The organism is Desulfosarcina variabilis str. Montpellier (assembly GCF_048565275.1).
In the GTDB taxonomy this organism is placed as follows: domain Bacteria; phylum Desulfobacterota; class Desulfobacteria; order Desulfobacterales; family Desulfosarcinaceae; genus Desulfosarcina; species Desulfosarcina variabilis.
Map to the genome: position 1 here is coordinate 2,906,404 of NZ_CP159846.1, position 22,817 is coordinate 2,929,220.

Sequence of the window (22,817 nt, forward strand, 5' to 3'; positions counted from 1 at the left end):
CCGAAAAATTCATCACACATCACAGCAACTGCTTTGGCGAGGCTTTTTTCAAAGCCGACGAAGTATCACCTCATCAATCTGGTCAAAATTGAAAAGTTACCATTGATTGGATGATGAAATAATTATTTTTATCAATTAGGCCAAATCAATAAACAAGGGTAACGATGTATTCATTTCAGCCGATCAAACAAACGAAGGCTACTGACGAAGTTTTAGAGCAGTTAAAAGAGTCTATCATTAAAGGCATGATAAAAGAGGGAGAAAAACTTCCATCAGAGAGAGCGTTGTCCAATGTCTTCAATGTTAGCCGAGGAGTGGTACGGGAAGCTATCCACGGCCTTAAGGCCACTGGTTTTGTTGAAATAAAGCAGGGGCCTCTTGGAGGAACGTTTGTCAAAGAGATTTCTTTGGAGCTACTCGAAACAGGATTTACGGATTTATTTTTTGCAAATAAACTCACGATTGCCGAAATTCTGGATGTTCGTCAATATATTGAACCTGAGATTGCACGACTGGCCGCATTAAATGTCAACGATGACTATCGAAAAGCGCTCAATATTGCCCTGGCCGAGGAAAACCAACCGTTCGTATCACCCGACGATTTATTGAACAAACTAACAGCGGTCCATTTCATCCTTGCAGAAATGTGTGGGAATCGGCTCTTTGAGGGAATGATTTCAGCCATTATTTTAAACCGCCGGATTATAAAAACACTATTGAAAAAGCTGTTGAAACTGCACGGCACCGGAGGACATGATGAAATTGTTCAAGCCGTTATTGCAGGTGATCCGGAAGCCGCCCTGAAGGCCATGGCCCGCCATGTATCAGACTTTAGAAGCGTATTTCTCAAATTAGAGCAAGACGAAGGATAGTTGTGGGGGGGCTATTCAGGAGATGCCTAAATAATCAATGGATTAGCTTCGAAGGAGGGGCTATGCGCATATGCCAACCGAGTTGCACGGCATACAAGGTTGCTATGGATATTGTTACGTTGGGGGCGAAACCAGGAATGGACGAAGTTCTTCCTCCCGGTATTGTCGATGCCACTGAGAAACTGTTGCTTGAATCCGGTGTTGCGAATGAAATCCAGCTCCGATGGTCTCGTTCCCGCGGGATGGTCTCTGTGTACGAAGCTTTTGACTGGATGCTGCCGGGTCAGTTCGAGGCCTTTGGTCATAGAAAGGCATTCTTTGAGCGCCATGTAAGAAATGAAATTGGTGCTGGGGGGGCCACACAAGTGCTTGTTCTGGGGGCCGGTTACGACACGATGGGGTGGCGGTTGGCTCCGGAGTTCTCTAACGTGACTTTCTTTGAAGTTGATCACCCGGCTGCAGCCCGTCTCAAAGCAAAAGGAATAAAGGCGATGGGACAATATGACAATCTTTGGCTGATTCCTGCGGATCTTGGAAAACAGAATTCTTTGGATGTTCTGAAGTCCAATGCGTTATGGGACCAACGAGCGCGAACAGTTATCGTTGCTGAAGGCCTTGTGATGTATCTGCCTCATGAAGCTGTCCAGAATCTGTTTTGTCAATGTGCTGAAATCGCTGGTTTCGACAGCCGAATCGTCTTTTCCTATCTCTCTACCGGCACGGATGGTCGCCCCGATGCCGGTCTGTGGACGGGGTTGCTCTTGTTGATACTCCAAATTAGCGGGGAGCCGTGGCTCTGGAGCATACGACCTGAGGAACTTGGTCCGTTCCTTAAAGATACTGGCTGGACGAATGCCTCTGAAGCGGCGGACGCAGCCTATAAACATGGTGTGGAGTTCTATGGCGTGGCTACAAAATGAATTCGCAGCGCGAACAGCAGGACCGAACAGCGTCCATACACAGATAAACGAAAAGCTGAACCATGGAACCCACTTGATCTTACGGCATATGGTTGATATCCCGAGGATAAAATTTTTTGCGAAGCGCCGAGATCGGCCAAAGCTAAGATTGCTTAGCCATTTCTGGATGGGCACTATTTAATCAACGCTGCCTGCACCATAACAGTGGCCAAGATGTAAAACAATTCCGTCGGGCGATCATATGGCGGCCCCTGTTCTGTATTTCTCCAGGGGCCGTTTTAAAAGCCATCCATTCCCGTTGCGCAGGGAGGATCCTATTGCCGATTCTTCAAGTATACCCCAATCTTTTTTATGCAACATTGGGGTATATTGTCCGCAATCCTAGTCGCTTGTGGCGGCTGCCATCTTTGCCTTCCCCGGCATTTCATTCTTTTTCTGAATCGGGTTGACCAAAATCAGAACATAAAGCGCCACCGCAATGCCCAGGCCCCATGCGGGACCAAATTTGGCGATGAGCATGCCGACAAAAAGCGTGTACCCTTGCGAAATCGGACTCTTTATCATCCCCATTGCCGTATAGGCGCATGCGAAACCCGTCAATATCAGGGTAATTGAGAGTGCAATGGCCAAAAGGGGTTTCATGAACGTAACGATCGGGGTGAAGAAAACGAGGAGTAACGCCAGCCAGTAAAAATTCATGGTTCCCGTGAAAAAAGAGTCAAGATACTTGCGTCCCTGCTTGAAACGTTCCAGCAGGTAAACATGCCCGCCGGTCCAGAGCGGCCCGTGAAGCGGGATAAAAGGGCCGGCAATCAGAAAATGGCCGGCATTGCGGATGAAAAGGGCAATGTGGCTTCTGGAATGGTCGATGTCAAATGTCTCATCGGGTCTCACCTTGGTTGCCTGTTCCAGCAAGGTGCTGCCGACGATCAGATCACCAAATACATAGATGTAAACCATAAGCGCCAGGGGAAAGGCCTTGGCATACAGCCCGACTTCAGGGAATCCAATGGAGAACGGGGAGACAGATTTGATGTAAGCGGTGATGGCCGGTATTTCAAAGCCCATTTTAATGTCGAAGGACAGCTCCCCAAAGATCGGTCCCACAATGGCTGCCATCATGAATCCGATCAACATGGCCCAGGACGACAATTGCGCAAGAAATTTGTTGTTTTTCTTCATGGAGATGAACCATGTCGAGAACATGAGAATAAAAATCGCCACCCATACCACCGGCAATGTTTTCGGGAGGGTGTCCAGACGCCCAAATTCCGTATTAAAGGCGGAAATGGCCCCTCCCATGATAATGGCGGCACGCATCTCGACCGGAACAAACTGAAAGAACTTCTTTCCAAGTCCGGTCATGCCGAAAAAAAGGAAAAGCAGGCACACATCGATGCAGACCGCCATCATGGCGTGCATGGCGGGAAGTCCCGGATCAAACCCGCCTAGAAAGACCAGGATCAGAGGCAGTGCCGGTGTCACCCAGCCCGGTGCATAGGGTTCACCAAGCAGTAACACGGGAACGGCCCAGAGAAAGATCATCTGGATCAGCGCAATGGCCCATGCGACCTCGAAGGGAAGGGCAAAAAACTTCATGTGCAGTGATGCCGCAACACCTGCGGTTGCCGTCGACAGCAATCCGCCTTGGATGATTTCCGGAATTGAAAAATTGATGTGCACACCGGGAATGCGGGTCGTGAATTTCCCCCATTGAATACCGGGTTGAACGGATCCATCTTCTCTCTTAATCGCCATGAACTGCCTCCTTTTTGGGGTTTATACCAGATCAGAATTCTGAATTCTCAAGCACAGCCTTGGCTTCAGCAAATCTTATGCCGTTGTTCGAAAACAATGTAATATATTGAAATTGTATGTATTTTTTAAATTATAAAAAAATCGTACAAAAAAAGTGTTACATTAAGAAACAGAATAGGATTCATTTTTAATAAAATAATACAATCAATATATGGTTAAATACTCTTTAATATAGTATGTTATGCCTGGTGTTACGAAAATATACGTGTAGTTCGGTGCCGGAAAGGTCGATTTCTCATGGGGGGGTATCGTATAGGGGGTGGGGAGAGTGGATGATCACCGTTAAGATATTAACGACTTGCAGTATATGGTTTTCCCGTCTCCAATGGCATAGAAATCCTTGAGTACAGCCTCCAGGCGGTAACCCAGACTTTCGTAGAACGCGCGGGTACTGGCATACTGAACGCGCTGCGAGGTGTCAACATAGATCCGACTTCCGCCGGCCGCCTTGACGCGTCGTTCAACCTCCATGAGCAGACGCCGGCCAAGACCTTTTCCTTGAAAATCCGGATGCACGGCAATCCAGTAAAGGTCATAGCTTGATGCGGTGCAGGGGATGGGACCGAAGCAGGCGTAGGCGGCCAGGCGGCCGTAGTGATCGGCCATGATGAAAGAATACCCGGATGCCTCGCCTTTTTGCAGCCGTTCCACGACGAGTTCTTCAGCTACATCCACTTCATCGGGGTGAAAGAAACCGGTCAGGTCAACCAGTCGGCGCACGCGCTGGCCGTCCCCGGGCACCAGGGTGTCGCGCAGGGTAACGCCATGGATCCGGTTGGACGGAACATGGCGGCTGTCCGCCCAGCGGCCGGCGCCTTCGATCAGTCCGCGAAAGAAGGCCAGGGCGTTTTTCCCCAGGGTCTGGGTGCGGTAACCGCCCTCCTGGATGACGGCCATGGGCAGCCCCAGTTCGCCGATCATGCTTCCGCCTGCCCGAAAATCCTTGACGGTCAGCGACCAGGTTCCCGTGGGATCGCCCTTGGCCGGATCCAGTCCGAATCCGATCACCAGGAACTGCGGCTTGAACTCGTCGATGCGCTTAAGGGCGCGGGTCAGGGCCTTGCGGTACTTCTCACCATCAACGGATTCAGGAAGGGCGAGGTTGAGGTTGAAACCTTCGCCTTCACCCTCACCGTGTTCCTCCTCGAAGCCGGAAAAGTATGGGTAGGCGAATTTGGGATGGCCATGGATCGAAACGGTCAGCACATCGCTGCGGCGATAGAAGATATCCTGGCCGCCGTTGCCGTGGTGATAGTCCACATCCAGGATGGCCACCTTTCCATGCCCGCATAGATACTGGGCGGCGATGGCGTTGTTGTTGAAGTAGCAAAAACCGCCGAATGACCGCCGTTCGGCGTGATGGCCCGGCGGACGGATCAGGGCGTAGGCGATGCGCCGTCCGTCCAGAATTTCGCGAGCCGCGGTCAGGGCACAGTCCACGCTGCGCCGGGCGGCCAGAAAGGCGTTGGCGTTGATGGGTGTGAAGGTGTCGATGCAGTAGTAGCCCGAGAGCACCGACGGCTCTTTGGGCGGACGGGTCTTGTTGCGGATGGGAAAGATGTAGGGATAGAGCGATTTACCGGCCGGCACCTCGGCGCAGGCCCGTTTGAGGTAGCTGACGAAATCAGCATCGTGGACGGCGGTGAGATGTTTGTCCGGAAAGGGACGCGGCTTGATGGTGGCAAACAATCCGCTGGGTTCCAGGACCTTGAGGATGCGTTTAACCCGTACCGGTGACTCCACGTAACCGTGTTCATGGATGTGATGAATGTCATGGCGGTCGTTGACGATCAGGGCAATCTGCTCGGAGGAGCGGCTTTCCACCACCCGAATCACCGCTTCGGGTTTGACGTAGCGAAAGGGTCGGATATGCACCGGGTCGTCCCGGAAGCTGTCCACCACGCGCTCGACATACTCAGCCGGACAGTAGTCTGCGTATTTACGTTCCAGAATGGCCCGCACCACCTGGCGGGCGTATCGCTTTTTCAATGGCCTGCCGGTGCCCAGGTCGTCGACCACCAGATGGGGCATACCAGTGTCGCCGGGTTTGACCGGCAATTCGTAGGCCGTGCCTGTGATCGGCCGCGCGCCATAGCGTTCATAAAAACGCAGCCGTGCCTGGTTTTGCCGGCGCTGGGCCGGGTCCGGGCAATCGGCCGCATCGTCAGGCAGGCACTCGAAGAACAGGCCGTCCACTTTCAGGGCCAGGGATTCCTGGCGGATACGGTCGTACAGTGCCCCGCCGATGCCGGCACCGACGCGGTCCGAGGCGGTGGCGATCCAGTCCAGGTAGGTGAAGCGGATTTCCGGCTCGTGCAGCAGCATGGCAAAGCCGCGTACCTTGCCCTTGATACTCTCGGCTACGAATAGGATGCTGCGGAAGCGCTGTTTGAATGGATTGCGCAGCTTCTCGGCGATGGTTTCGATTTCTTTTGGATCAATGGCCGAAAACTGGCTGCGCAGGATTTCCTGAACCTGAGCGATGGTGCTCCTGTTGACCGGCAGAATGTTGTCATAAATGCGTCTAATGCGCAGCATGAAACGTTTTCCTGTTCATCGGAAACTACCGGCGATGATGCGCGCCACGGCATCTTCGAAGGCAATACCGGCGCGCGTCAGCGCCGCGGCGAAACCGGCGTCCGGGGCGATGCACGGATTGGTGTTGATCTCCAGCACAAAGGGCGTACCGTCGGCGGCCACGCGGAAATCGACGCGGGCGTAACCGGCCAAGCCAAAGCCATGCCAGCAGTCAAGGGCGATCGTTTTCAGCCGCTCGAGGAGATCCCCGTCCGTCGTATCAAAATCGAACTGCCGGGGCGTGTGATGAAATTCATAGGCAGCCTCGTCCCATTTGGCACGGTAGTCGACGATGCGCGGCATGTCGGCGGTATAGCCATCGAAGATGATCTCCGCCGGCGGCAGCACTTCGGGACCGTCTGGGCCGGTAAGCAGGGAGAGGTTGAACTCGCGGCCATCGACGAACGCTTCGGCAAAGCAGGCGCCGCCCAGCGCCGGCGCCCGTCCGGCCAGCGCGGCGTAGGCTGCATCAGCGGTCAGATTTTTAACAATGCTCTCCGGTCCCAATCCAATGGAGGCATGCTCCCACACGGATTTGACAATCCAGGTGGACTTGTCGGCACTGCCGAAGCGGCCTTTTCCGTTACCACCGGGAAAGGGACCGATCCACGCCGGCGTGGCGATGGCTGATGTCTCCATCCACTTTTTGGCCATGGTTTTATTGGAGGTGAGCAGCATGGCCTGGGCCGGTGCGCCGGTGTAGGGCAGGGGCACGGCATCGAGGCAATAGGGGAGCAGATGGATCAGGCGCCCCTTGCCGCCGATGGATTCGACCAGGTTGAACACCAGATCGGCGCCGCCGTTGGAAAGCGTGCGGACAAGCGTGGCCATATCCAGAGAGATTTCCGCTCGGAAATGGGTGTGCCCTAAATGCCTCAGTGCCCCGGCCACGGCATCGGCCTGAGCCAGCACATCTTTCGCATCGGGGGCGTCCTTTTGCCCAACCGTATCGTGAACAATGGCTATATGCACCAGGCCGCTCCTCTTTTGTCTTCGACCGACTGAATGCGCATCGCCGCAGAATCGACAATCCAGCCGATCAGATCCCGGTAGGCAATGCCCAGATGGTTACAGATGATGGGTAGATCCGAGTGCTCGGGATGAATGCCGGCCAGGGGGTTGACCTCAATGAACTGAGGCCGCCCGTGTGCGTCGCAGCGCAGATCAATGCGTCCGCCGTCACGGCAGCCAAGCACCCGCCAGGCCGACAGGGCCACGCGCTCGGCTTCGGCCACCACCAGATCATCGCCAGGCCGGACCAGGCGGTATTCGACCCGGGATTCGCACTCCTCCTTGTTGACATAGGAGTAGACCTCGGCCTCGGCATTATCGAGCAGATGGACCTCGATGGTGCCGATCGCACTGGCGTTGTTGCCGGATCCCACGATTCCGGTGGTGAACTCCCGGCCAGGCAGGAATTTTTCGACAATCACCGGTTGCTTGTAGGTGTCGATCAGGCGCAGGCAAGCCGCGACCAGATCCTTGCGGCGGCGTACGATGGACTGCGGCGTGACCCCCTTGCCGGTGCCCTCGGCCACCGGTTTGACGAAGTAAGGCGGAGCAAACTTGATTTTACTGGTGTCGGCAATGTTTTCAACCACCAGGAAATCACTGGTGGGGATCCCGGCATCGCGGATCACATGCTTGGTCATGCCCTTATGCAGGGTCAGCGCCATCACCAGAGGATCCGAGAATGTGTACGGGATCTGGTACATATCCAGAAGGGCCGGCACCTGGGCCTCGCGGCCGATACCGTAAAGGCCCTCGGCGATATTGAACACCAGGTCCCAGCGAGAGCCGGCCACCAGGGCCGCGGCCAGTTGGCGACTGTGGCCGATGCGCTCGGTACGGTGCCCCAATGACTGGAGCGTTGATTCAATGGCCGCCACGGTATCGTCACGGTCGAACTCGGCGGTTTCCTCTTCGGAAAAGCCCTCCGTCAGGTAAACGGAGCGCAGGTCATAGGTCAATCCGATTGACAGTGTCATCGCTTTTTTTCTCCTTGAGTTGAAATGGTTACGGACACCGTTCAGCCTGGCGTTACCGGGGTGCTGGTCTCTGGATATCGGTATTGCTTGTTTTCATAGTTTTTAAGCACCAGAGCGTCTTGCTCCCGGCCGACGATGTAATCCGGCATCAAGGGAATCTTGCCGCCACCACCGGGGGCATCAATGACATAGGTCGGCAGGGCATAGCCACTGGTAAATCCTCGTAATCCGCGGATAATCGAGAGCCCTGTTTCGATAGTCGTGCGGAAATGAGAAGAACCGGTAATCGGGTCGCACTGATAAAGGTAGTAGGGTCGCACCCGCATTTTGAGCAGGTTGTGAACCAGATCGCGCATGGTATCCACCGTGTCGTTGATGCCCCTGAGTAAAACGGTCTGGGAGCCCAATGGAATACCTGCATCGGCGAGCATCGTGCAGGCGCGGTAAGCTTCCGGTGTACATTCGTCCGGGTGAGTAAAATGAAGGCTCATCCACAAGGGGTGATACTTGCGCAATGTGCGCACCAGGCTTCCGGTGATCCGTTGCGGTAGTACTGCCGGTACCTTGGTGCCGATGCGCACGATTTCCACATGTGGGATCTGGCGCAGGCGGGAGAGAATCCAAGAGAGCTTTTCCTCACCCAACATGAGCGGATCCCCACCGGAAAGCAGCACGTCCCGAACTGCCGGTGTCTGCGCAATATAGGAAAAGGCTTTTTCCAGCCGCTTTCGGCTGGGATGGATGGCCCCATGACCGACCATTCGGGATCGGGTGCAGTAACGGCAATAGGTGGAGCAGAAATCGGACAGGAGCAACAGAACCCGGTCCGGGTAGCGGTGCACCAAACCGGGCACCGGACTCATCCGGTCTTCACCCAGCGGATCATCCGCCTCGCCGATTGAACACACTGTTTCATAAATGGTTGGTATCACTGTGCGCCGGACAGGCTGCTCCGGATTGTCAGGTGCCACTAGGCTCATGTAATAGGGGGTAATGCCCAGTGGAAGGGTCCTGCCCAAGTGGGTAAAGGCAGCACGCTCCGCATCGGACAGCATGATCATCTTTTCCAGTTGTTCCAGGTTGCGGATACGGTTACTGGTCTGCCACCGCCAGTCATTCCAGAGTTTGGTGGTCACGCAAGGAAAATGTTTTTTGCGAAAGGACCAAACGGCCGGCTTTGCAGATCCGGTGGGGGGGGATGGGAAACGGACAATGTGTCCTTTACGGGTTGTGGTGGACAGGGCGGATGAAACCGCCAGACAAGATCCAGGGTCGGGAGGCTCCTCATTGCCTTCCTGAGAGGTCGGCGTCGGTATGCAGCTTTCTTTGTTGCTGCTTTTGATGGGGACGTGCATGGCGTCGATATTCCTCTACTTAGGGGGTGGTTAAGTTATATGATTCCTATTGTTGAACAGCGATAAACAAGAAAATGGTACCTTTTATTCTCGTCTTATAATGATTCTCAGATTGGTGGGCGGTGGTGGCGCGACTCGGTCTGGAGATATATTCTCTGTTGTTTGCTGCTGATTCGCATCCTGTATGAAAAGCGGTGAGCGGATACCAGATACTGCCTTAACTTCCCCGGAAATAGGGTGCGTAATGACGTTAGCGGTCTTGTGCAAAACGTTCATGGATGGATCATCTTTTTCTTCCAGAACGGCGCCGTTATCCGTATGACGCCCGGTTTCCGGCGCCTCGCACCAACCGAATCCGGTCATCCAACCATAACCGAGGACGGTTAAGATCAATAAATCCTTCTTTTTCATCAGTTTATTCTGCCTTATTGGTATGGTTACTAAATAACTGGTAAGCGTTCTTTCGAACGCTTTTCCCGTCGACGATCGTTTTTTGCCTTTCGATAAGCAATTCCATTGCCAAAATTCGTTTTTTTACATGATGCGAAGTTGAAAACAGCGGATGCCCAACTTTGATTTTTCTGATTGATATTATTGGGTATATTGCGAATGTGATTGGGCTGGTGGCAACAATGGGAACAAACCGGGATAGATCCATTCGCCTATGCCTTTCAATTTGCGACATCAGATGTCGCATTTCATTCATTGAGATGGCGCATTTTCCTGGCGATCAGGCTGATGTGGGTTGGCATCAAAGCAACCGGCGTGCCACAAACAGCCACGGCGTTTAAGCAAAAACCGCCCGGTTGCATCACCGTCTGTTGCCGCGGGACCGAGGCAACGGACACGGCAACCGGTTTCTTTCGAATATCGAATTTGTTGTTTTCACGGTTTTTCAAAAAGGCGGACCGGGCGGCTCCGGGGGTTATTTCTGTGACGCTGCGGCCCTGACGCTGAGCAATGGGAACGGACAATGCCGGAACAATTTCTCGGCCGTCGATCCGAGAATCACGCCTGTCAGGTTGCTGCGCCCTTTGGTGCCAATAACGATCATGCGGGGCTTTTCATCACCCGCAACCTCGATCAGGCGTTTGAAGGGCACACCGGTAGCGATTCTGATGTCATATGGCGGAATGGGGCCGTCGATTTTGGCGAGCCGTTTCTTGATATCGGCAATGCGTTCTTCTTTCAGCCCGTCTACATATTCTCCGATTGTGGTTGGGAAATTGTCGACCTGCATGCCGATTTTTCTGATTGCACCTTCCATGGCGGTGATGTCCCGCTGGTTGATGATATTCACAATGATCATCTCAGTATTCAGGTCCTTGGCCAATCCGGCAGCGATGCCCAGGGCCTTGATGGAATGGTCGGACAGGTCGCAGGCGACCATGATTCTATTATTCTCTTTCATTGATGGCTCCTTAAAAAGTGAATCATTGTTTTTTGATTGACCTGTGCTCGCAAAAACGAGGCGAAAATGAGCATCCCAATACCGAGCAGGACCATTCTTAATGCTTCCACACTATGGTATGTGCCTTCCACTGTCGAGGGTAGCGAGTGAGCAGCAGTTGTTTTGTCGATCGTAAGGAAAATGATGGGCAGCACCAAAAGGATCACTTTTTTCAGTGCGTCCATGGTGTTGATCCTCACCTGGTGATGATCGACCGGGTAGTCCATTTCCTTTTTGAACAACACCTGATCCGAACCGGTGGCTTTATGACATGATATTGTATCAAACATTTTCATCCCTCAAATTTTAGCTTGGATAAAAGGATCATTGGTATTGGCAGGACGGCTCAATTCGTCAGTTGAGACGTTGATAAAAGTAATAAAAGCAACCCGTGTGCCAAGACCTTGGGGGATGAGAAGGTAAACAGCAAGACGTCTCTCAGATGAAACCTGGTGGGGTGAATTGATTGGAAAAGTAGTACCTGCCAATCAGAAAAGACCATTTCGTTGGATCATATCCCGTAAAAAACGGAAACCGAATGTCTCGTTATTACAGGCATAGACATACGATGTCCTGTTTCAGATCCGCACCATTCAACAGTCCACATGGCAGCTGCGGTACATTTTAAAGGTTCGTCGCGGCTGAAAAAAAACAGGGCGAAGCGCATCGATACGATGGTGTAGTAAATAAAAATTGAACTTGGGCCTGTTTGTTGCAGATTAAGCGTCAGTTTACGAACACTTTTTATGTAACCATTTGGGTGGATACATGGAAGAAAAAGCGTTGATCGAACTGAAAGGCATTATCATTGCTGCAGGTTGGGAACCCAATGGAGAAGTTTCAGCACTGGATATTGCAGGGTATGATGAAAAGCGCTATCGTATCGCCAATGATCCGGTGGGGTGTCAACTGTTTCAGTTGATAAGAAAAGCTGTTGTCATCCGAGGCAAAATGGATATGGATAATCGACAAAAGGTAATCCATGTTCAATCCTTTCGTCTGGATAACACCGGGTCGACAGCCGTTGACGCGGGCAACTGAATGACATCTGGATATCAACATCGGGTCTTAGGGCTCGCGCAAAAATAACTTCACATTTTCAGCGCCCATCCATCCCGCTCAGCGGCGTTGCGAAAACACGGAATATGCCTGATATTCCTTTGTCTTCGCGTCTTGCTGAACGGGCGCCTGAACACTGACAATTTGTGAATTTATTTTTGCGCGAACCCTTAACGTCGGCTCACATTAAAAATAGTATTGCCTATGGCTTTTTAGTGCTGTAAACAATTTAAATTAGGTTATTTCCGAAAAAACAGTCGCCGATTGTTGATATAAACAATGAATGATGTTCTGATCATTTGTGCTGATCCGAAGGTCAAGCAGCTTATTGAGTGTAAGCTCGGCCGCGATAAGGATGTGCGGCATTTTTCAACCCTTCCGAAAGCCACCGATTTAAATACACAATTCGACCTTGTTTTTTTTGATGTAATGCTGACGGCCGCAGATGGAGATGAGGCATTGCATCAGGCGATCAGGCAATTGCAGAGGCACAATCCGAGGGTTCAATTTGTGGCCCTGGCACCGCAGGCGCAAATCAGGCGCGCCGTTGCTGCCGTCAGGCAATGGGCCAATGATTTTTTGACCTACCCGATTGATCCTGTTGAGATCGAGACGGTGATCGAGGCGCTTTTGCGTGAGCGTGCAAAGCACTTTGAGCTGGAATATCTCAGAGACCGATTCTGGAAGGCGGACTGGCTGGATGCTGTTTATACCGGTAATGCCAAGATGCAGCAGATTTTTAAAATAATCCGCAGGGTCGCGCCAACCATCGCCACGATTCTTCTTCTGGGGCAGACCGGTACCGGGAAGGGGTGGATGGCCCGGTTGATTCACCGGCACAGCAATCGATCCGAAGACGCCTTTGTGGCGGTTCATTGCGGTGCCATCCCCGACACCTTGATCGAAAGCGAACTGTTTGGTCACGAGAAAGGTGCGTTTACCGGAGCGGATCGCAGAAAAATAGGAAAATTTGAACTGGCGCAAAATGGCACCATTTTTCTGGACGAAATCGGGACCATCTCACCGGAGGCACAAATCAAATTGTTGCAAGTCCTGCAGGATGGAACCTTCAGCCGGCTGGGCGGTGAAGAGACCCTGAAGACCAATGCCAGGATCATTGCCGCCACCAATGCGGACTTGGAACAGATGACAGCAAAAGGAACCTTTCGCAAAGATCTGTTTTATCGTCTGAATATCTTTCCCATTCAACTGCTGCCGCTTTCCAAACGCCAGGAGGACATTCCTCATCTGGTTGAGTATTTTCTGACTCGACTGAACAACAAATACGGTAAATCCATAAAAGGCTTGCAGGTTGGTGTGATCGACGACCTGAAAGCCTATGACTGGCCCGGTAACCTGCGGGAATTGGAAAATATTTTAGAAAGGGCATACATACTGGAAAACAGCGATTTGCTGCAACCGGAAAGTTTCCCTGAAACCCTGATCATTGGTTCCAGGATCGTTCAGGCCATGCAAGATGACCAGCCCATACCGCTTTCAAAGGCCCGGCAAATCGCCATTGACGAATTCGAGCGCACCTACCTGGAGCGGCTGCTGAAAAAACACAAGGGAAAGATCAACATCTCCGCCAAAGAGGCGCATATCACCAGCCGGCAACTCAGCCGACTGGTGAACAAGCATGGCCTGGATAAAAAAATATTCAAGCCTTGATAAGGATAGACTCGACCGTGAAAAAGAATATTGGTTTTATTTCGACCCGTTTTTCCGGAACAGACGGGGTGACCCTGGAAGCCAGCAAATGGGCGCAGGTACTCAAAGACATGGGCCACGCCTGTTATTGGTTTGCCGGCCAGTTGGACAAAGACCCGGCCAGCAGCATGCTGGTACCCGAAGCATTTTTCCAGGATGAAAAAAACATCTGGATCAACGCCCGCATCCTTGGGCACAAAAGGCGGGACCATACCGTCACGGACACGATTCAGGACGTCAAAAACCGGCTGAAAAAGCACATCCGCGAGTTCGTTCAGCGATTCAACATCGACCTGATCATTCCCCAAAACGCATTGACCATCCCGATGCATGTGCCTCTGGGAATGGCCGTCACCGAGGTCATTGCCGAAACCCAGATTCCCACCATCGCCCACCACCACGATTTCTACTGGGAGCGCACGCGCTTTAGCGTCAATGCCGTGAACGACTACCTGCGGATGGCCTTTCCGCCCAATCTGCCCGGTATGGAGCATGTGGTCATCAATTCCGCGGCCCAGGAGGAACTGGCCCTGCGCACGGGGTGCTCATCGATTATCATTCCCAATATTCTGGACTTCGAGAACCCGCCCAGGGTCTCATCGTCCACCCGGCCTGCGATTCGCACCGAGCTGGGGTTCGAAAAAGATGACATTGTTTTTTTGCAACCCACCCGTATTGTCCAGCGCAAAGGGATCGAGCACGCCCTTAACCTGGTCAGGGAACTCGGTAATCCACACTTCAAACTACTCATTTCCCACGAGGCCGGCGATGAGGGCTACGAGTACGCCGAGTGGCTCAAGCGCGAAGCCAAAGACATGGGCGTGGACTTGCGCCTTTTGACCACCAGCATGCGCGATCCATGGAACGACAATCATGTGAAAAAGCCGGCCCGGTCATTGCTGGATATCTATCCCTGTGCTGATTTTGTCACCTATCCGAGTCTTTACGAAGGGTTTGGCAATGCCTTTCTCGAGGCCGTGTATTTTCATAAGCCGGTGTTGATCAACCGCTATGCCACCTTTGTTCGGGATATCGAGCCCAAAGGCTTCGATCTGATCGCCATGGACGGGTTTTTGACCGAGAAAACAGTCGACCAGGTCAGGTCGGTGCTTCAGTCCCCCCCGCGCATTGAACGCATGGTCAGGCACAATTTCGAGGTCGCGGCCAAGCATTATTCCTATGCCGTGCTGCGCCGCTGGTTGAATACACTGATGGTCAACTTTTTCGGATTCGAATCCGGTTGAATTTTTAAAGGGTCAACGTCCCAAAAGATGAACCGCCTAATAGACACATTTTTTCGCCACTATGAAAACCATCCTGATATCATTTCCATGGTTGTTGCCGGTCTCGTTCTTGGGGTTGATTATTTAACTGGAAAATATGTCCAGTTCCCAATAATTTATGCCATTCCATGTGGGCTTTCGGCTTGGAAATTGAGCAAACGGTCAGCCTATTCATTAGCCATTGTCTTGCCGGTTATTCGTATTGCTTTTCACTATCCGTGGAAAGAAAGCTTTTCTGTTTCCTATTTGGTTGCCAATACAGCCATACGAATTGTTGCTCTACTGGTTTACGCTTATCTGATTTATCGTATCGCCTGGCAGACAAAAGCCCTGGAAAAGAAAATAAATGTGCTGGAAGGGATTCTTCCCATTTGCTCTTTCTGTAAAAAAATAAGGAATGAAAACGGGCAGTACGAACAAATCGAAAAATATGTGGCCGAGCGATCGAGTGCGAAATTCTCGCATGGAATTTGCGAAGAATGTGCAAAAAAAATGTATCCGGAATTTTACAAGGATAAGCGGTAACGGAGATGCAAACGGATCAAAAAAAGCTCGAGGATAAAGTGAACCATGATCTGTTTGAATAAACCGGTCTAAGTCTAAGTCTGCCTGCGCCCACCCTATTTGTCATCCGTCCACAATTTGCCAGACGCTGATGATGCAAAGCGCCTGCCTGCGGCGTTTCCCTTATTCCGTATGTCTGTTATCTTTACAACCTGTTAAATACTTTTTATCCACATTGCGTTCATCTTCCGGTGGATGGACCCACCGGCACCCGTGATCACAATTGATTTTGTTATTAAAAATTATTCTCTGTGTGCATGGCACAGCCGTTGCTCATCGCCCGATCCAAGAGGCCTTGTGATAAATACGATTGATCCAACGGGAAGTATTGCGGTGCCTTTATAACAACATGAAAATTAGGAGGGTTCGGATAATGAAAGCAAGATTACATCGATTGGGGGCAGGCATTCTGGCGGCGCTACTGCTGATGCTGCCCCAATGGGCGCTGGCCGGTGGGGATAAGGCCACCAATATCGTCGTGGTGGCCGACACCCGGCGGGTAACCGGGGTCATGCACTACTTTGCGGACATGTATAACACCAATATCCTCATGTTTGCCGTGTGGACCGTGGTGCTCACTGTGGTGATGGGATGCAGCCTTGGTTTTCTCATGGATTTTTTCATGTCCCGTACAGGGCTTGATCTCAAATCCCGCAAAATTGTCGAACACTGACCATAAGGAGGAACACATCTATGGATACTGCTTGGCTTTATATGTATATGCCCATCGCCGGTGTGGACATCTTTTGGCCGGGACTGGTACTGATCGGCTACTCGGTGGGGGTGATCGGCGGATTTTTCGGTATGGGCGGGGCGTGGATGGTCACCCCGGGGCTGAACATTCTGGGGTTTCCCATGGCCTTTGCTATCGGTACGGACATCGCCCACATCGCCGGTAAATCGATGATTTCGACTATCCGGCATTCAAAATTCGGCAACGTCGATTACAAGCTCGGCGTCGTGATGGTCATCGGCACCATGGCGGGCATCGAGTGTGGGGCGCAGTTGGTCATGTATCTGGAACGCATCGGTCAGATCGGTCCGGTGGTTCGCTGGGTCTACGTGGGGTTTTTGCTGCTGATTTCCATCATGGTCTTTTCCGACTACGCCAAGGCCGTTAAAAACAAACGCATGGGGGTCGCGGAAGGGGATAAGGGTACCGAAGGGTTTACCTGGTACAAGACCCTGCACAAAATCAATATCCCGCCCATGATGCACTTCAAGGCATCGGGCATCTACTGCTCGGCCTGGCTGCCGATCATGGTCAGTTTTGCCACCGGCGTTCTGGCCGGTTTCCTGGGCATTGGCGGGGGACTGCTGCGCATGCCGGCCCTGATTTACTTCATCGGCACGCCGACCCATGTTGCCGTGGGTACGGATCTGTTTGAAGTCATGATCTCGGGGCTTTACGGCGCTTTTACCTATACTCTCAAAGGCCGCATCGAACTGGTAGCCGTGTTCGTCATGCTTACCGGCGCGGCCATCGGCGCCCAGATCGGTACGGTCGCCACCAAATACGCCAAGGGGTATGGCATCCGCCTGCTCTTTGGTTCGGCGGTGCTGTGCTGCATGATCAGTATCATCCTCAAGCAATTCAAGTATGAAACACCGGCGGCCATATTGATTCTCAGCACGATTGGTATCATCTGCCTTTATATCATGTGGATCATGTTCAAAGGCGCCGCCCAGGAATTACGTGAGAAAAAAGACCGTGAACAGATAACGGTCAGGATTTAAAGGGGAGGGACCATCAAATGAGAAAAAGCAAGCTTGTGTCCGTATCGCTGGCCATGGTTATTGCCTTCAGTCTCATCGGCCTGCCGGTTCTGGCCGCCGAAGTCAGCCAGGGCAAATGCATCCAGTTTGATGAGAGCGGCAAACAGATCGTTATCGAATCCTACGATACCGAGTTCAGTGAAACGTCTCCTTATGGCCGTCCCACGGGTGAAAAAGAAGTCTTCGATGTTTCCGGTGCCACCATCGGTATTCAACCCGAGCCGGGTGATATCCTGCGCCTGGCCTGGGTACCGAAAAACAATGGCAAATTCGCCCTGCGGGTGATGAATGTGTCCAAGCAGGACTTGCGAAAAAAGTAAAACTGAAACTGGACGATTCAAATTTTGGCATACATGAAGATGGGCAAGCAGGGTAATACGACAGGTCATATAAAACAGAAGACCGGCCTGGCCGCCGGGTGGGATCGGAAGATGACACCTGGTGGACAGGCCTTAGGATGCATGAAAAAAGAAAAAGGATAAACCGCCATGTTTGGACCACGTCCGATCGATCCGGGTGACCGCCTCGGATTGAGCCAGCGAATTGTTGTCGGGGTGATGAACGTGCTGCTGCTGGTCGAGTTGACCGTTTGCATGTATATCGGCCAACAGGACCCCGAGACCCTGACGCTGTTTTTTCTCAAGACGTTTCCGCCCCTGGCCGTGACCACGGTAATCATTTCCCGGTTTCTGGTCCGTCGCCTGGCAGGATCTGATGCGGGGGGGAGGTCGCAGTGATGGCGCTGAACCCATCGAGCGAGTCAAACGAAAAACGGCGCCGGTTGATCAAAAGGGCCGGTCTGGTGCTGGGTGTCCTCTTTGTGGCGTCGATTCTGGATGGTTTCATCTGCACGCATCTGGACGGCAAACATCTCATCCGGGCCCTGCCCGGCACGCGCCAGGCCATCAGCGGCGATCTCGATCAGCCGGTGCGCCGGCCCGAGGAAGTCGCCTTTCGTTTTGAAGAAGGCCCGGGGCTGGCCCTGACCATCGCCGAGGTCAGGGGCCGTTTCTGGCGGGGCACGGTCAATGTGCCGTCCGGTGCGCATGAGGGCATCTATCGCCTGAACGTTTCCGGCGGCTCCGGCTCAAAGGACCAGAGGGCCACCCTTTATCGAATTCAGGTCTTTGATTTGCCGGCAGCGCTGAACGATAGCTACCCGTCTTTCATCAGACGCTTTTTCGGCTTTTCGCCTTGGTGGGTGGCAGTCGTTGCTGCACCGCTGCTGGTTGCTTGTCTGGCGTTCGCATTTATTCTTCCAGAGAGTGGCAATCGACTTTCTTCCAAAGAAGGGATCGCCCCGATTGTCAAACTCGCGCGCCGCAAGGATCACTGGGAAGTGGCCGCGGCCTTTTTTCCCGACGCGCCCATCGCTGAAGGCAGCCTGGTCGACGTAGTCGATAAAAACCGGCAGCCCCTGACCCCGATGACCGTTGCGCGGATCGAAAACGGGCTGGTGCATGGCCAGGTGGGCCTAAATGTTCCTATCCGGCCGGGTGGATATATTCGGTATAAGGGGAGCGGTTAGCGAATCACCAACCCCTCAATTCAACTTTCCCTCGCAATCCTTTCTCCATCGGCCGCGTCCAAAAGATCGGATCGAAGCTGATAGTTGCCCTTCAAAAAGGCATCGATCATGTCCTCGACGATTGCATCGCTGTGCATGAGCATGTCCATTTGCCGCGTAAAAATCAGCAGCCGTCCGACCCTATCGAGTTTTTCCGTCAACACTTCAGCGGACTGCTTGGCAATCCGGGCCGTCACCCGATCACCTGTGCTGGAACTTAAAAAACCAAGCGATGAGAGTACCCGTTCGATCATCCGTGCCCGGCGACTGCGCCGGATATCGTCGGCTGCACCGCCCTTGAACTGGAAATTGATGTAGTTCTTGGCGCGGGTCTGACCGCAATAACTGTCCAGTACGCTGTAGTGGTAGCCGATGCGGGAGCTGAAATTCATGTATCGATCCGAAATGATGGCATAACTGCGATCGCCAAACCGCTCCATGGCCAGATTGGGCGGCTCCAGCATCTGCCGGGTCATCACGGAAAAGAACCCGCCGATGTTAATGGGTCGTGGCCCGCAACTTCTCAGGTCATCGTTCAGCATGCCGGAAAGCAGGGCGGCAAATGGTGTTGACGTGACCTGGTCTGCCGATATGCTTCTTCTGTGCGTGGCGTCCACACCAAGCCCGCCACCCAGATCAATCACATACAGGTCGAGCGGCAGGGGGGCGTTAAGGCGCACGGAAAGCCGGCCCCGGTCGGTGACCAGATCCCCCAGCTGGAAGATCTCCGCATAAGCTTTCTCGTGGATGAAGCGCATGATGTCATGAATGGTCCTGCAGTTCTCCGGCTTGAAATTTTGTGATTTCGGATCTGTGAGATGAAGCGGTACGATGCTGCTGGCACGGCGCCGCAAATCCTGATACGCCGGGGTGTCAACCATGACGCCAATCAATGAGTAATCGGCGTTGATCAGTTCCGGTACGCGTCCTTGATAGATGCGTCCGGTAATGGCGTCCACGGTAACTTCTACGCCCGTTTCAAGCGTGGTCGTGGCGTGTTTGAGATTAAGAATGGTCGGGATCATGTATTCCCGGGAAAGCGATGCCATGTGGCCGCTGATATGGCCAAGATCGGTGACAATGGCCTTTGCCTTGGGCATGGCCATGACCAGTTCGGACGATGCCAGGGGGCTGACCAGCACGGCACCATCGGGAAACGCGGCCACGTCCGCCTGGCCGGTGACATGGAAAACCGGACCGGATCCAATGCCCGTGCAGGCGATCTCACCGCCTTCCATCAGCAATGGATAACCGGTTACCGGCTTGCCGGGGGGCCTTTTGCGGTGATTGGTTTCCGCCCCGTGCAATCGCAGCGGCCGGGACTGGAGGATGACAATTCGTCCCCGTGGGTCGATGGCCCATTCCACATCTTGGGGGGGGCCGAAATACGACTCCAGCCGCAGGCCAATGTCAGCCAGAAGGCAGGCTTGCGATTCGGTTAGGCACGGCTGATTCAGGCGCTCGGCAGGAACCGGCACCGCCATCACCTGGCCGTCGGCACTGGCGATCAGTTGTTTGTCCTTTACCGCCGTGGTGGCCGATAGCAGCCGGGGTGGCCTGTCCTTGGACAGGATATACGTGTCCGGCGGCACGATCCCATCCACGGCAAAAGGCCCCAGGCCCCATACCGCATCGATGAGAATGCGGTTTTCCGCCGGATTGACAGGGTTTCGCGTAAACATCACACCGCTTACCGAAGCATCGATCATCTCCTGGCAGGCCACGGCCATGACCGCATCTTCAAAGGTAATGGCCATGTGAAGACGGTAGGCGATGGCATGGGGCGCGAAAAGGCTGGCGATGATGCGCCGGTAGTCTTCAACGATACGCTGTGGTGGCACATTGAGAACCGTCAGATACTGGCCGGCGAAGGACAGTGTGCTGTCTTCGCCAAGAGCGCTGCTGCGCAGTGAGACATTGACCGGCGTATCACGGACGTTCAGTTCCTGCATCAGGTGCGCATGGGCGTCCATTATCTCTTGAACAAGATCGTCCGGTACGCTGGCCGAAAGAATGCACTGCTGAATGGTCTGGCTGACTTCAAGAATCGTCTCGGTTTCGATGAGATCGGCCTTGCGCTTCATGCGCAGAATCGTATCCGCCAGATGGTTGCTTTGAATAAAGTGCTTGAATGCCGCCGTGGTAATGGCAAATCCGTTTGGGGTGGGAAGACCCAGTGCATTTTTGATTTCACCCACATTGGCATTTTTGGCCCCGACCCGTTGAACCGATTCGCGCCGGATCTTGTGGTAAGGCAAGACCAGCGGTTCACCCACGAGCGTTTTAGATTCCCGGGTCGCGGTTTCCGGTTTGATATGGTTGAAGATATCGGTCAGCTTTTTATCCAATGCCGGATAGGGTTTGCCTGACATGTTCTCGAGACAGCGCACCATGCGGGCGGTATGGAAGATGGTCCGAGTGCTCAGGGCGTCGAGGTAGGATGTGCCGAATACGGTCTGCCCCTCGAGCTTTTTCTCGATATCGGATATGATTTCAAGTAATTCCGTGTTGGATGCCAGAAGGGTTTGAAAATTTTCGTATTTGTCCTGAAAGGCCGCCATGAGCTGCTGCCGGGAATGATGGTTCCTTTCCCTGCTGCTGAAAAAGGTTCGTAACTTTTTTATGAACATCATATGGACGCCCAAAAGGTTGCCGGTTAACCCAGTCCTACTGGCCGGTATGCTCAATTTCCCTCGGTGAATACGCAGCAAAGCGTATGCCAGCCGAAATAGCCTGTTATGTAAAAATAACTGATTGTTTTTTTATCTTTTTTTACGGCCAAAGGGACGTTGATCCGTGATGGCCTGTCAGAAAGATTTCCTATCTGTCAGATGCCTGCCATGGCCGCAGCGATCCCGGCAAACCCGAAGCCAGCGGCGATCAACCAACCAACCAACCAACTAACCAACCAAACAATAAAAATGTCAGAGCCTCGGTCATCCCAATCCGGTGAGACGGATAGGGGCCCATCCATGTAAATATTGATTGTGCGAATGGCTTTGTTGGGATTATAGTTTCTTTACAATCCTTGTGATTAAAAAATGTTTAAGGTGGACGCAAAATGAACACAAATTCTGAAAAGCGAGAGTATGAGCGCAAGAACGGATTAATCATTGCAGAATACACGACACCGGATGGTAACGCCAACGGGTTGATCCGGAATATCAGTGCCGGCGGGCTTTTCATCAGAACCGCTAAAAAACCCCTTGCCGGACAATCCATCATACTTCGATTCCCCCTTTTTAAGTTTGAAGAAAATATCTCGGTCACCGGAAAAGTGCTGCGGATTGAGCCCACCGGGTTTGTGGTCAAATTCGACAAGCCGATTTATAATTTGATGGGTGGGGCAGATCGCTTTCCCGAACTGGTCAATGAGGTGGATCGGTAACCCTACTGAACCTTCTCAAACAGGCTCTCCAGGAAATCATTTGGTATCGATATCGCTGCGGCCTTCCTGATTATTTCACCCCATAAACCTGCTGCAAGGTTTCCGGCCCTACGCTGATGCCACTGGATTTCAACATTTTTTTTACTTTTCGCCTGACCAGAAATTTAGCCATGCTGTTCTTTAGCTTTCATGAGCGCCGACACGGTGTGGACGTAGACGGGTGAGATAAAGATGATTCCGTCGGCAGCGAGCATTTTGTCCCGCAACAAAATGGAATCATCTTTCAAGGGGCATTTCTCTTCGCCTTTTTTCATGCAAACCAGGCAGCCCTGGCAATAGTTGAGGTTCAATTTTTTCAGGACCAGATATTCAAAATGAACATCGCCCATTTCAGCCATTTGTTCTTCTACGCGTTGTGTGATTTTAACCGTATTGCCGGCCGGGTGGGGGCTCCCGGAGATAACCAGAATATTTTTCATGACACATAGCC

The 22,817-nt window shown here is 52.7% G+C and carries 23 protein-coding genes; 12 read left to right on the forward strand and 11 right to left on the reverse strand.

Features of this window, described 5'->3' with window-relative positions; translation table 11 throughout:
* Window positions 1-164: 164 nt before the first annotated feature.
* Together Dvar_RS13000 and Dvar_RS13005 are read left to right on the forward strand one after the other, a co-directional pair.
* Window positions 165-872, forward strand: coding sequence for a FadR/GntR family transcriptional regulator (locus tag Dvar_RS13000; RefSeq protein WP_419662131.1), 708 nt, complete (start codon window positions 165-167; stop codon window positions 870-872).
* A gap of 104 nt (window positions 873-976) precedes the next feature.
* Window positions 977-1,792 (forward strand): class I SAM-dependent methyltransferase, encoded by an 816-nt coding sequence (locus Dvar_RS13005; RefSeq protein ID WP_419662132.1) that lies wholly within the window; start codon window positions 977-979, stop codon window positions 1,790-1,792.
* Window positions 1,793-2,173: 381 nt separating this feature from the next.
* Here the strand turns inward: Dvar_RS13005 and Dvar_RS13010 are convergent, their stop codons facing one another.
* From Dvar_RS13010 to Dvar_RS13050, 9 genes are all read right to left on the reverse strand, one after another.
* Window positions 2,174-3,550, reverse strand: a complete 1,377-nt coding sequence (locus tag Dvar_RS13010; RefSeq protein WP_419662133.1) for a hypothetical protein — start codon at window positions 3,548-3,550, stop codon at window positions 2,174-2,176.
* Between the two features lie 342 nt (window positions 3,551-3,892).
* Window positions 3,893-6,148: a GNAT family N-acetyltransferase gene (locus Dvar_RS13015; RefSeq protein ID WP_419662134.1), complete on the reverse strand. Its 2,256-nt coding sequence runs from the start codon at window positions 6,146-6,148 to the stop codon at window positions 3,893-3,895.
* 15 nt (window positions 6,149-6,163) lie between these two features.
* Window positions 6,164-7,159: a D-alanine--D-alanine ligase family protein gene (locus Dvar_RS13020; protein ID WP_419662135.1), complete on the reverse strand. Its 996-nt coding sequence runs from the start codon at window positions 7,157-7,159 to the stop codon at window positions 6,164-6,166.
* Entirely contained in the window at window positions 7,150-8,175 is a 1,026-nt protein-coding gene (locus tag Dvar_RS13025) for a D-alanine--D-alanine ligase family protein (RefSeq protein ID WP_419662136.1), read from the reverse strand. Before Dvar_RS13025 ends, Dvar_RS13020 begins: the two co-directional genes overlap by 10 nt.
* Before the next feature lie 41 nt (window positions 8,176-8,216).
* Window positions 8,217-9,530, reverse strand: coding sequence for a KamA family radical SAM protein (locus tag Dvar_RS13030; RefSeq protein ID WP_419662137.1), 1,314 nt, complete (start codon window positions 9,528-9,530; stop codon window positions 8,217-8,219).
* A gap of 84 nt (window positions 9,531-9,614) precedes the next feature.
* Window positions 9,615-9,941, reverse strand: coding sequence for a hypothetical protein (locus tag Dvar_RS13035; protein WP_419662138.1), 327 nt, complete (start codon window positions 9,939-9,941; stop codon window positions 9,615-9,617).
* Between the two features lie 287 nt (window positions 9,942-10,228).
* Window positions 10,229-10,429 (reverse strand): hypothetical protein, encoded by a 201-nt coding sequence (locus Dvar_RS13040; protein WP_419662139.1) that lies wholly within the window; start codon window positions 10,427-10,429, stop codon window positions 10,229-10,231.
* A gap of 26 nt (window positions 10,430-10,455) precedes the next feature.
* The gene (locus Dvar_RS13045; protein WP_419662140.1) at window positions 10,456-10,941 is read right to left on the reverse strand and encodes a universal stress protein; all 486 of its coding nucleotides are present in this window, start codon (window positions 10,939-10,941) and stop codon (window positions 10,456-10,458) included.
* Complete coding sequence (locus tag Dvar_RS13050; RefSeq protein ID WP_419662141.1) at window positions 10,938-11,270, reverse strand: hypothetical protein; 333 nt, start codon at window positions 11,268-11,270, stop codon at window positions 10,938-10,940. The genes Dvar_RS13045 and Dvar_RS13050 overlap by 4 nt, the downstream gene beginning before the upstream one ends.
* Window positions 11,271-11,748: 478 nt before the next feature.
* Here Dvar_RS13050 and Dvar_RS13055 point away from each other — a divergent pair, with 478 nt between their 5' ends.
* The 9 genes from Dvar_RS13055 to Dvar_RS13095 all read left to right on the forward strand — a co-directional run bounded on the left by Dvar_RS13055 (window position 11,749) and on the right by Dvar_RS13095 (window position 18,900).
* On the forward strand, window positions 11,749-12,021 hold the full coding sequence (locus Dvar_RS13055) for a hypothetical protein (RefSeq protein ID WP_419662142.1): 273 nt from the start codon (window positions 11,749-11,751) through the stop codon (window positions 12,019-12,021).
* Window positions 12,022-12,318: 297 nt separating this feature from the next.
* Complete coding sequence (locus tag Dvar_RS13060; protein ID WP_419662143.1) at window positions 12,319-13,710, forward strand: sigma-54-dependent transcriptional regulator; 1,392 nt, start codon at window positions 12,319-12,321, stop codon at window positions 13,708-13,710.
* Between the two features lie 17 nt (window positions 13,711-13,727).
* The gene (locus Dvar_RS13065) at window positions 13,728-14,993 is read left to right on the forward strand and encodes a glycosyltransferase (protein WP_419662144.1); all 1,266 of its coding nucleotides are present in this window, start codon (window positions 13,728-13,730) and stop codon (window positions 14,991-14,993) included.
* A 27-nt stretch (window positions 14,994-15,020) separates the two neighbouring features.
* A complete protein-coding gene (locus tag Dvar_RS13070) occupies window positions 15,021-15,557 on the forward strand; it encodes a hypothetical protein (protein ID WP_419662145.1) in 537 nt (178 codons plus the stop codon).
* A 412-nt stretch (window positions 15,558-15,969) separates the two neighbouring features.
* Window positions 15,970-16,269, forward strand: coding sequence for a DVU0150 family protein (locus Dvar_RS13075; RefSeq protein WP_419662146.1), 300 nt, complete (start codon window positions 15,970-15,972; stop codon window positions 16,267-16,269).
* A gap of 20 nt (window positions 16,270-16,289) precedes the next feature.
* Window positions 16,290-17,333: a sulfite exporter TauE/SafE family protein gene (locus Dvar_RS13080; RefSeq protein WP_419662147.1), complete on the forward strand. Its 1,044-nt coding sequence runs from the start codon at window positions 16,290-16,292 to the stop codon at window positions 17,331-17,333.
* A gap of 17 nt (window positions 17,334-17,350) precedes the next feature.
* The gene (locus Dvar_RS13085) at window positions 17,351-17,692 is read left to right on the forward strand and encodes a hypothetical protein (RefSeq protein WP_419662148.1); all 342 of its coding nucleotides are present in this window, start codon (window positions 17,351-17,353) and stop codon (window positions 17,690-17,692) included.
* A gap of 168 nt (window positions 17,693-17,860) precedes the next feature.
* The gene (locus Dvar_RS13090) at window positions 17,861-18,109 is read left to right on the forward strand and encodes a hypothetical protein (protein ID WP_419662149.1); all 249 of its coding nucleotides are present in this window, start codon (window positions 17,861-17,863) and stop codon (window positions 18,107-18,109) included.
* Complete coding sequence (locus Dvar_RS13095) at window positions 18,109-18,900, forward strand: hypothetical protein (RefSeq protein WP_419662150.1); 792 nt, start codon at window positions 18,109-18,111, stop codon at window positions 18,898-18,900. The genes Dvar_RS13090 and Dvar_RS13095 overlap by 1 nt, the downstream gene beginning before the upstream one ends.
* A gap of 20 nt (window positions 18,901-18,920) precedes the next feature.
* Here the strand turns inward: Dvar_RS13095 and Dvar_RS13100 are convergent, their stop codons facing one another.
* Window positions 18,921-21,572: a PEP/pyruvate-binding domain-containing protein gene (locus Dvar_RS13100; protein ID WP_419662151.1), complete on the reverse strand. Its 2,652-nt coding sequence runs from the start codon at window positions 21,570-21,572 to the stop codon at window positions 18,921-18,923.
* A gap of 428 nt (window positions 21,573-22,000) precedes the next feature.
* Between Dvar_RS13100 and Dvar_RS13105 the strand changes: the two genes are divergently transcribed.
* Window positions 22,001-22,327: a PilZ domain-containing protein gene (locus Dvar_RS13105; RefSeq protein WP_419662152.1), complete on the forward strand. Its 327-nt coding sequence runs from the start codon at window positions 22,001-22,003 to the stop codon at window positions 22,325-22,327.
* A gap of 164 nt (window positions 22,328-22,491) precedes the next feature.
* Here the strand turns inward: Dvar_RS13105 and Dvar_RS13110 are convergent, their stop codons facing one another.
* The gene (locus tag Dvar_RS13110) at window positions 22,492-22,806 is read right to left on the reverse strand and encodes a flavodoxin family protein (RefSeq protein WP_419662153.1); all 315 of its coding nucleotides are present in this window, start codon (window positions 22,804-22,806) and stop codon (window positions 22,492-22,494) included.
* Window positions 22,807-22,817: the final 11 nt, after the last annotated feature.